Source organism: Vibrio hepatarius, from assembly GCF_001274785.1.
In the GTDB taxonomy this organism is placed as follows: Bacteria; Pseudomonadota; Gammaproteobacteria; order Enterobacterales; family Vibrionaceae; genus Vibrio; species Vibrio hepatarius.
This window is the reverse complement of record NZ_LHPI01000027.1, coordinates 22,358-29,438: the sequence shown is the minus strand read 5'-3', so window position 1 is coordinate 29,438 and position 7,081 is coordinate 22,358. Positions and strand designations below refer to the sequence as shown.

Genomic DNA, 7,081 nt, shown 5'->3' with positions numbered 1-7,081 from the left:
GGGAAAATCCCTAGAACCCCCTATAGGCGCAGCCGTAGATGCGCTTTTCTCTTTCAGGGCGAGACAAGTTAAAGACTTCTTCTCCTTCCTCCAGACACTGCTGGTAGATCACTGAGTCTTGCTGTTTGTCTTTCACCGCTTTTCGCATCATTACCTGGCATTTATCATGTTCGGGTTCGGCAATACAGTTAATTCGACCGACTAAGGTTTGGGATTGCTTAATTAAGATGTCGCATTGACTCCGTAGTCGCGTGGGGATGTCAGGGTTGCCACACCAAAGCGAGTAGAAGGCAGGCGTTAAATCGAAGGTATTCTTTGATGGCCCTCCACCTCGATAGGGCGTGATCAGACATTCCTTTGCCTTATCATCGAAGCAAATCCGACAATCGGTATTGGGCGCACAGCGTTGGGGCATTGCCGATGTCGAGTTTGGTGAATGTGCAAACTTAGTCCCATTCAAAGTTTGATGAAAGACAACGTGCGCATCGCAGTTATTAGGGCATGAGAGCCCATCGTCATAAATGGTCAACTTTGGCGCGGCATAGCCAGCCATCGACATCAGTATTCCTGAGGTGACTAGTAGTTTTTTTAGCATTCCCAATCCGTCCCTGACTTTGAAAATCATGACTTAGTTTAGACCAGCATGTGTCTTTTACGAGTACGAGAGCGCGTTGACGTCCTAAGGTATTAAGTGAGCGGAGTGAAAAACGGGGCTTATTGATTAGCCCCGATATCTTATATTATCTACACTCCCAGCGGTCCAATACGATTATAGTATGGTCATAATTCACGCCCACGAAAGCAATTCTATCCCCAATTACACAACTGGAAGGAATTTTAGGAATTTCAGCGTAGAAACAACGACTCGTACCATTTATTGTCTCACATCTGTTGTGCTGCAAGTTTTTCGAACTCCATTGAAGAAATTCCAATGCTCCATTCATAACTTGCTGAGATACACGTCCTTCTACTCTAGGAAATCTAGCATATGTACCTAAAACTCTTTTAGTACCTATTGCTCCTTGCGATTGTGAAGAGTCAATTACGCGATTCTCTGGCCTCGTTGTGACAATGGTTGAACCATCATTATAAGTCCACGTTCTAACTTGTATTTGCTTACAGCTGCGAGTTTGTGTGAATCTTGTACCACTAGATACTGCACCCGTACTTGGCGACCAACCACTGCAGCTGTACACACCACCTGAATTAGCCCAAGCTGACACAGTAACTGAGATTGTTCTAGTTTCATTAACTGTCACGATTCGAGAGTTGTTCTGCAGCTCCCCAACGCTTCTGATTTCACCCGTTACTGCGTTTTTCTGTTGCTTCTGTTCAGTTCGTGTTTGATTTTGTTTGTAGCTGCGTGACTGAGAAAAGTCGGTTGTTTGATTAACAATCGCTGGATCCCACGATGTATATGAATGTGGAGTATCAACGTTAGTCCATTCTCCAAATTCGGAAGCAGTACTCAACCAAGGATTCTTAGTACCAGGAACCGTTCGGTATTTGATGTCATCGATACTTTGTACTTGAGGGTGAGTGCCGATCACTTCGCTTCCAACTTTATAAGTCCACGTTCTGGATTGATCTTGTTGGCAGGTATACGTTTGGTCGACGGTCAACCCTTCGTAGGTTTCTGATGCAGGCGGTACCCATTCGCCACAGTCATGCAGGTCACCAGTATTCACATACGCGTCAACCAATGCTTTGACATCCCTTGATTCGGTATTTGGGCGATAATCGTATTCAGTTACAGGGTCACCGTGATTACGGATCTCCCCGACGTTTGTGTCTTTGTCGCGGTCTTGTCGTTCACGGGTATACACGTCTTTGTATTGACGGGTTTGAGTGAAGTCGGTCATCTGTTGGGCTAGGGGAGGAAGCCAGTCCTCGTAATCCACATTCTGGCCAGAGTCGACCCAAGGTGTATAAGTTGGGTCAAAGACTTCCCAAAATCGGTCATCGATCGAATAAAGGCTAGGGATATAGACCTCGTATTCAACTTTGCCTATATCCTGCTTTCGAACTGGAGCCACTTCAAAACTCAATACACCGTTTTCAAGGGTTTTGGTCATGGAAATAGTGGCGCCAGGCTTAATGACTTTTGAATCCGCTTTAATTGAAAATGGAGAGTCGTCGGAAAGTCTTATCTCAAAATCATGTGCGCCGGTTGCAATGTTCTCTTGAGAAGTTCTCAGTACGTCGGATTTGAAATAACCTACAGGCTTACCATTGTTGTCTCTCAGATATTGATCAGCCGGTAAGGTTACAGAACCCTTGTCAGCCGAAAAAGAGGGAATAGGTAAGATACAGGCGAGGGGTAGGACATAGCAGGAAAAATTTGAAAGCCTCATTATCATCACTTTTGTTGTCACTGATAATAACGAGGTTACTGATGTTCAACTTGTTGCGTGGCTATTATAGTGTTCGATTTGGGCCCTAAAAATGATTTTTAGTAGAGCCCGAAACTTGCGTTAGCATCATCCCACGCTTCATTGTCATCAAAGTACTCTTGAAGAGTCTGAACAGATTTATGGCCAGTCATCTGCATCACTTTATTCATTGTCTTACCTGCGGTGACCGCCGATTCAACGAAACCGCGCCGGCCACTATGCCCTCCATAAAGACCGATTAACCCGGCTTGTTCGCAGCGCTCCTTTACCATTTTATTTATCGCATCACCGGTAAGTGGAATAGAAAGCATCTTGCGGTTTCTGTTAGCACGTCTAAAGATGAACCCATCTTTGATTTCTGCAGCCATCAAGTAATCTGATAGGAAAGACACTGGGCACATTTCCCCTTTGCTACCAGCCAGAATGATTTTGACCATGCCGTTTTGTTTACGCTTAACCTTATCCAGTTTTATCTTTAGTCCTTTGCCCGGGAACAGTTTTACGTTCGCATATTGGAGTTGAACGATTTCGGAACGACGAAATGCACCAGCATAAAGGAGCATCAAAATTGCCCGATCTCTGAGGTCTACTTGGTCTGTAAGATCCATCTGTGAGAAAATAAGACGTAAGTCATCAGTGTAGATGCCTTTAACCTTCCTTTTTTCTGTTCCAAGCTCTGCAGCAACACCCTTCATTATGTCACTCAAGTATTGAAGTTCAGTTTCGTTAAACGAGCGACCGTAATAACGCTTCAACGCGAATTTAACACCGTTTAATCGACGGTAAATAGTGGAGTAGGCAAGCGGTGCACCCGATGTCAAATAACCAAGGCGTGCAGATTTATCCGTCCAGACCCATCGATTTAATTTTCCGACTGTCTGATCTGTGAGGAAGTTGATTATTTCCGCTGTACTTGCACTACCCGGATTTATTCCCTGAACTTCACACCAAGCACAGAATACGCGGCCATCAGATATGTACGCATCGAGAGTCGATTTAGAAAAGCTCTTTTGGAGTAGTCTTTTTGCGTCATCCGATAAGTCAGAAGCTATTTCAGCCTGAGTTGAAAGACCAGTATGAACAAGTGGGTCTAAATAAGGCTTTTCGTACTCAACTATCTGTTTATTTGTCATTTTTTCAGTTACTTGTTATGTATCGGCATTTATCAAGCTATCACGCTTCTACAATCGCGCCAGAAGCCAACCTACTGTATATAATACCAGTATCTTATACCAGATTTTCTTTTCTTTGAAGCTGCCTTATAACCGATTGAAAAATGAACATTTTGAGTAATTAGTGGCAAACTGGACGTGTAGGGCAAACAGAGAGCTTGAAATCGACCTAAACTCAGACCAAAATAACTGTATATATAACCAGTATTAGAGTTTATGAAACTTATACCATTAAAGCCTCACGCTGGCATTGTGGGTTTCGAGTCCTACGCAGATGAACACAAGATGCTTGACTTATCTCTTGATGATTTCGTAGAGAGGCCAAGCAGTTCTTTCTTAGCCATAATCAACGGTAACTCGATGGAAGGTGTTGGCCTATTCGATGGTGACCCTGTACTTGTCGATCGGTCTTTAGATGCCAAGACTGGTGACATTGTTGTGGCTGTACTTAATGGCGAGCTCACTGTGAAGATCATCGACATCGAAAACAGGCTTTTGATTTCAGCCAGTCCACAATACAGGCCGGTTGTAATTGATGAGCTTGATGAGTTCACGGTCGAAGGCGTGTGTAGTTTTTCACTTCGAATGTTCAGACCATCCCATCTACTGGCCAGATAACATGTATTGCTTAGCCGACGCATCCGCATTTTATGCAAGTTGCCACCAAGTTTTTGAAGTTTCGTGGCGAAAAAAACCAGTGATTGTCCTGTCAAATGAAAACGGGATCATCGTTGCGGCAAACAAGCAGGCTTTATCACTGGGCATTCCTAAATTTTCAGCCTACTTCAAAGTTAAAGCTCTTTGTGATCATTACGGTGTAGTTGTATGTACGTCAAACTTCCCCCTTTATGCAGACATAAGCGGAAAAATGATGACAGTAATGAGTAGTTTCGCTCCTTCCAGCTACGTGTATTCCATTGACGAGCAGTTTCAGGATTACGCGGGGTGTGAATCGACAATCCCCGATTTCTATGAGCATGGTATGAAAATACGCCGCGCAGTATGGAAGCAGGTACGAATACCGGTTTGTTGTGGGTTTTCCCACACACTCACTCTCGCAAAGACGGCCAGTTTTGCATCCAAACGGTTGCCAGGTTTTCGCGGTGTTTGCGTACTCGATACTAAGACAGAAATCGATAAGGTTCTGGCCCAAATGAAAGTTGATAAAGTGTGGGGTATCGGCTCACGCTTGGCCAAGAGGCTTCAATTTATGGGAGTTGAAACCGGACTGCAACTTTCTCGGTTAGACCCACAAAAAGCCCGGAGAGAATTCAGCATTGAGATGGAAAGAATAGTCCGGGAACTGAATGGTCAGCGATGCAAGAATTGGGATGATGTGAGGGCGCCGAAGAAAGAAATTTTCTCGACTAGAAGTACAAGTGACCGGTTGGTTACACTGGAGGCTCTTACACAGGAAATTTGCGAGCACGCGGCCATAGCATCACGTAAGGCGCGTGATCAGAAATCACTTTGTCGAGTGATGATTTGCTTTGCCGGCAATTCACCTTATGACGATCGGCCTGTTAACTATAAAGCAATTCACCAGTTCGCTTATCCAACGTCAGATGTCGATCAAATTACAAAAATTGCCGCTCAGATGGCTGCGGAAATGTTTAAAGAGGGCATCAAATTTTACCGAGCGGGAGTTGGGCTTATCGACCTTGTTGATGGCCAACATGCACAAGAGGATTTGTTCAACCCGGAACCAAACCGACCGGAGCTGATGTCCGTTTTTGATGGACTAAATCAAAAGTATGGCAAAAACACAGTTTTTCTTGCTGCGCAGGGTATACCGAGAAAATGGGAATGCGACACTGCAATGAAGACGCCGCATTACACGACCTCATGGCGCGACTTACCGAGACTAAAGTGCTGAGCCAAAACCTCTACCTAAACTGGTTTGATTCCTTTCTATAGTGACGAATCATTTCAGTTAAATTAGGGAAATCTGGACCAACATGCCTGGTAACACATGAATTACACAAGAGTCCCTTGCCATATTTTGCTGGAAATGTTCCACAACACACGCAAATTGACGAAGAGTTCTCAACTTGCATTCCACTCTTAGAACCGTGATCAGTTGTGCTTGAGTATTTGGCAGTTTCACTTAGGGATGACTGGTGTTCTATATCACTACAATTCCCCAAAGGTTGCTCAACTACGAGTTCTGGTTGTGGCCACCTGTGCATAACGACTAGACTTGCCCAACATTCAAGAAAGTAATCAAATACTTCATCGGAAGTATACAGTTTCAATTTATCGCCACTCGCAAATAACTTCCTTGCCAAAGAGTGGGTATCTACACGTAGGATAAAATCTACCGAATCAGGATACTTATTAATATCAAAACCTGTGTAGTTGGCAAAAGGGATCTCAATTGCAACCGTATGTCCTGATTGTTCGTCCTCTCCGTAAGCATCTAAACGGCAATCATGGACGATTTTATCGATATGCCAAACAATGTTACTGAATGGCCATTCATCCAAATCGAAGTCAGTAAGATGAACTGGTAATTGCTGTCGAAGTATCAACGAGACTGCAGTTATCGGAGAGAATTTACACTCACTCGAAATTGTTGAATCATTAGTTCTATGAGCGAAATGCCATTGATTAATCTCAGCCTGTCTTGCGGTAACAGGAGTGTTACAAGATATGCATCTGCAGTTACATTTAGTTCCCCGATCTGCTTCTTGAACACCAATAATTTGACCTGTTGTATTATTTCGCGCAAAAGGCATTAACACACTAAAACCTGACATATCACCCTCAAAAACTTAGCCTCAAAAGATTTCTACACTTCTACACAATTTTAATCCTTATGATGACGGTAGTGTTTTTACATCTACTTTCTCTGAGCCATCACCTTCACCAAACTCAACATTGAAATAGCATACTTTACATACCAACTCATCATCAAAGAAGGTTGAATAAGCATGGCAACAATCCGTAAGGCGAGAACCATCAACACGGCTGTAAAATTTGCCATTCATTTTAACTACGTTGTTTTGACCATTAGACATAATATGAGTCCGTTTTAAATAAATTAAACTTGGAACCACTATATAAAACTATTCGAAATCCGCAAATCCACTGATATTGCAAATAATTCAATAAAAGCATAAGACAGCTTGCACCAGTCAAAATTTGTTGTATAAAAGGTGAAAGAAATCCCCTCAAGTGGAATTAGACATTTGTAGCATGACCAAACCCTGTTTTATGTCTTTATTTCAATGTTAAATGAATAGGATACAAAAAGTGGAAATAGAGACTCTGTTAACTTATCTAACAAAAAATGGATGGAAAGAATCCACATCGTTCGCAGATCATTTCTCGAAAGAAAATACCAATGGATTTGTAGCTATCGATAAAGCAGCTAATGAAGCCTATATCATTGAGCAAGTAGGAGGTATTCCTTGGTCAAGGATTACGAATATTGAGCAATTTGAGCAGGATTTGGGACATTTACAGCTATAAGGTACATATACAAGAATCATGGTGCACCAACACCTTTTAAAC

General features: G+C 42.9%; 8 protein-coding genes. 3 read left to right on the top strand and 5 right to left on the bottom strand.

Features of this window, described 5'->3' with window-relative positions; genetic code table 11:
- Positions 1-10: 10 nt before the first annotated feature.
- The 3 genes from AKJ31_RS20495 to AKJ31_RS20485 form a co-directional block, all read right to left on the bottom strand.
- A complete protein-coding gene (locus tag AKJ31_RS20495) occupies positions 11-595 on the bottom strand; it encodes a hypothetical protein (protein ID WP_053410893.1) in 585 nt (194 codons plus the stop codon).
- Positions 596-740: 145 nt separating this feature from the next.
- Complete coding sequence (locus tag AKJ31_RS20490) at positions 741-2,075, bottom strand: hypothetical protein (protein ID WP_245639085.1); 1,335 nt, start codon at positions 2,073-2,075, stop codon at positions 741-743.
- 377 nt (positions 2,076-2,452) lie between these two features.
- Entirely contained in the window at positions 2,453-3,526 is a 1,074-nt protein-coding gene (locus AKJ31_RS20485; protein WP_053410891.1) for a tyrosine-type recombinase/integrase, read from the bottom strand.
- A 255-nt stretch (positions 3,527-3,781) separates the two neighbouring features.
- Between AKJ31_RS20485 and AKJ31_RS20480 the strand changes: the two genes are divergently transcribed.
- Together AKJ31_RS20480 and AKJ31_RS20475 are read left to right on the top strand one after the other, a co-directional pair.
- On the top strand, positions 3,782-4,183 hold the full coding sequence (locus tag AKJ31_RS20480) for a LexA family protein (protein WP_053410890.1): 402 nt from the start codon (positions 3,782-3,784) through the stop codon (positions 4,181-4,183).
- 1 nt (position 4,184) lies between these two features.
- Positions 4,185-5,441 (top strand): Y-family DNA polymerase, encoded by a 1,257-nt coding sequence (locus tag AKJ31_RS20475; RefSeq protein ID WP_053410889.1) that lies wholly within the window; start codon positions 4,185-4,187, stop codon positions 5,439-5,441.
- Between the two features lie 10 nt (positions 5,442-5,451).
- Here the strand turns inward: AKJ31_RS20475 and AKJ31_RS20470 are convergent, their stop codons facing one another.
- Together AKJ31_RS20470 and AKJ31_RS20465 are read right to left on the bottom strand one after the other, a co-directional pair.
- Positions 5,452-6,324, bottom strand: a complete 873-nt coding sequence (locus AKJ31_RS20470; protein WP_053410888.1) for a competence protein CoiA family protein — start codon at positions 6,322-6,324, stop codon at positions 5,452-5,454.
- A 57-nt stretch (positions 6,325-6,381) separates the two neighbouring features.
- The gene (locus AKJ31_RS20465; RefSeq protein WP_053410887.1) at positions 6,382-6,585 is read right to left on the bottom strand and encodes a hypothetical protein; all 204 of its coding nucleotides are present in this window, start codon (positions 6,583-6,585) and stop codon (positions 6,382-6,384) included.
- Positions 6,586-6,820: 235 nt separating this feature from the next.
- Here AKJ31_RS20465 and AKJ31_RS20460 point away from each other — a divergent pair, with 235 nt between their 5' ends.
- Positions 6,821-7,039 (top strand): hypothetical protein, encoded by a 219-nt coding sequence (locus AKJ31_RS20460; RefSeq protein ID WP_053410886.1) that lies wholly within the window; start codon positions 6,821-6,823, stop codon positions 7,037-7,039.
- Positions 7,040-7,081 lie beyond the last annotated feature (42 nt).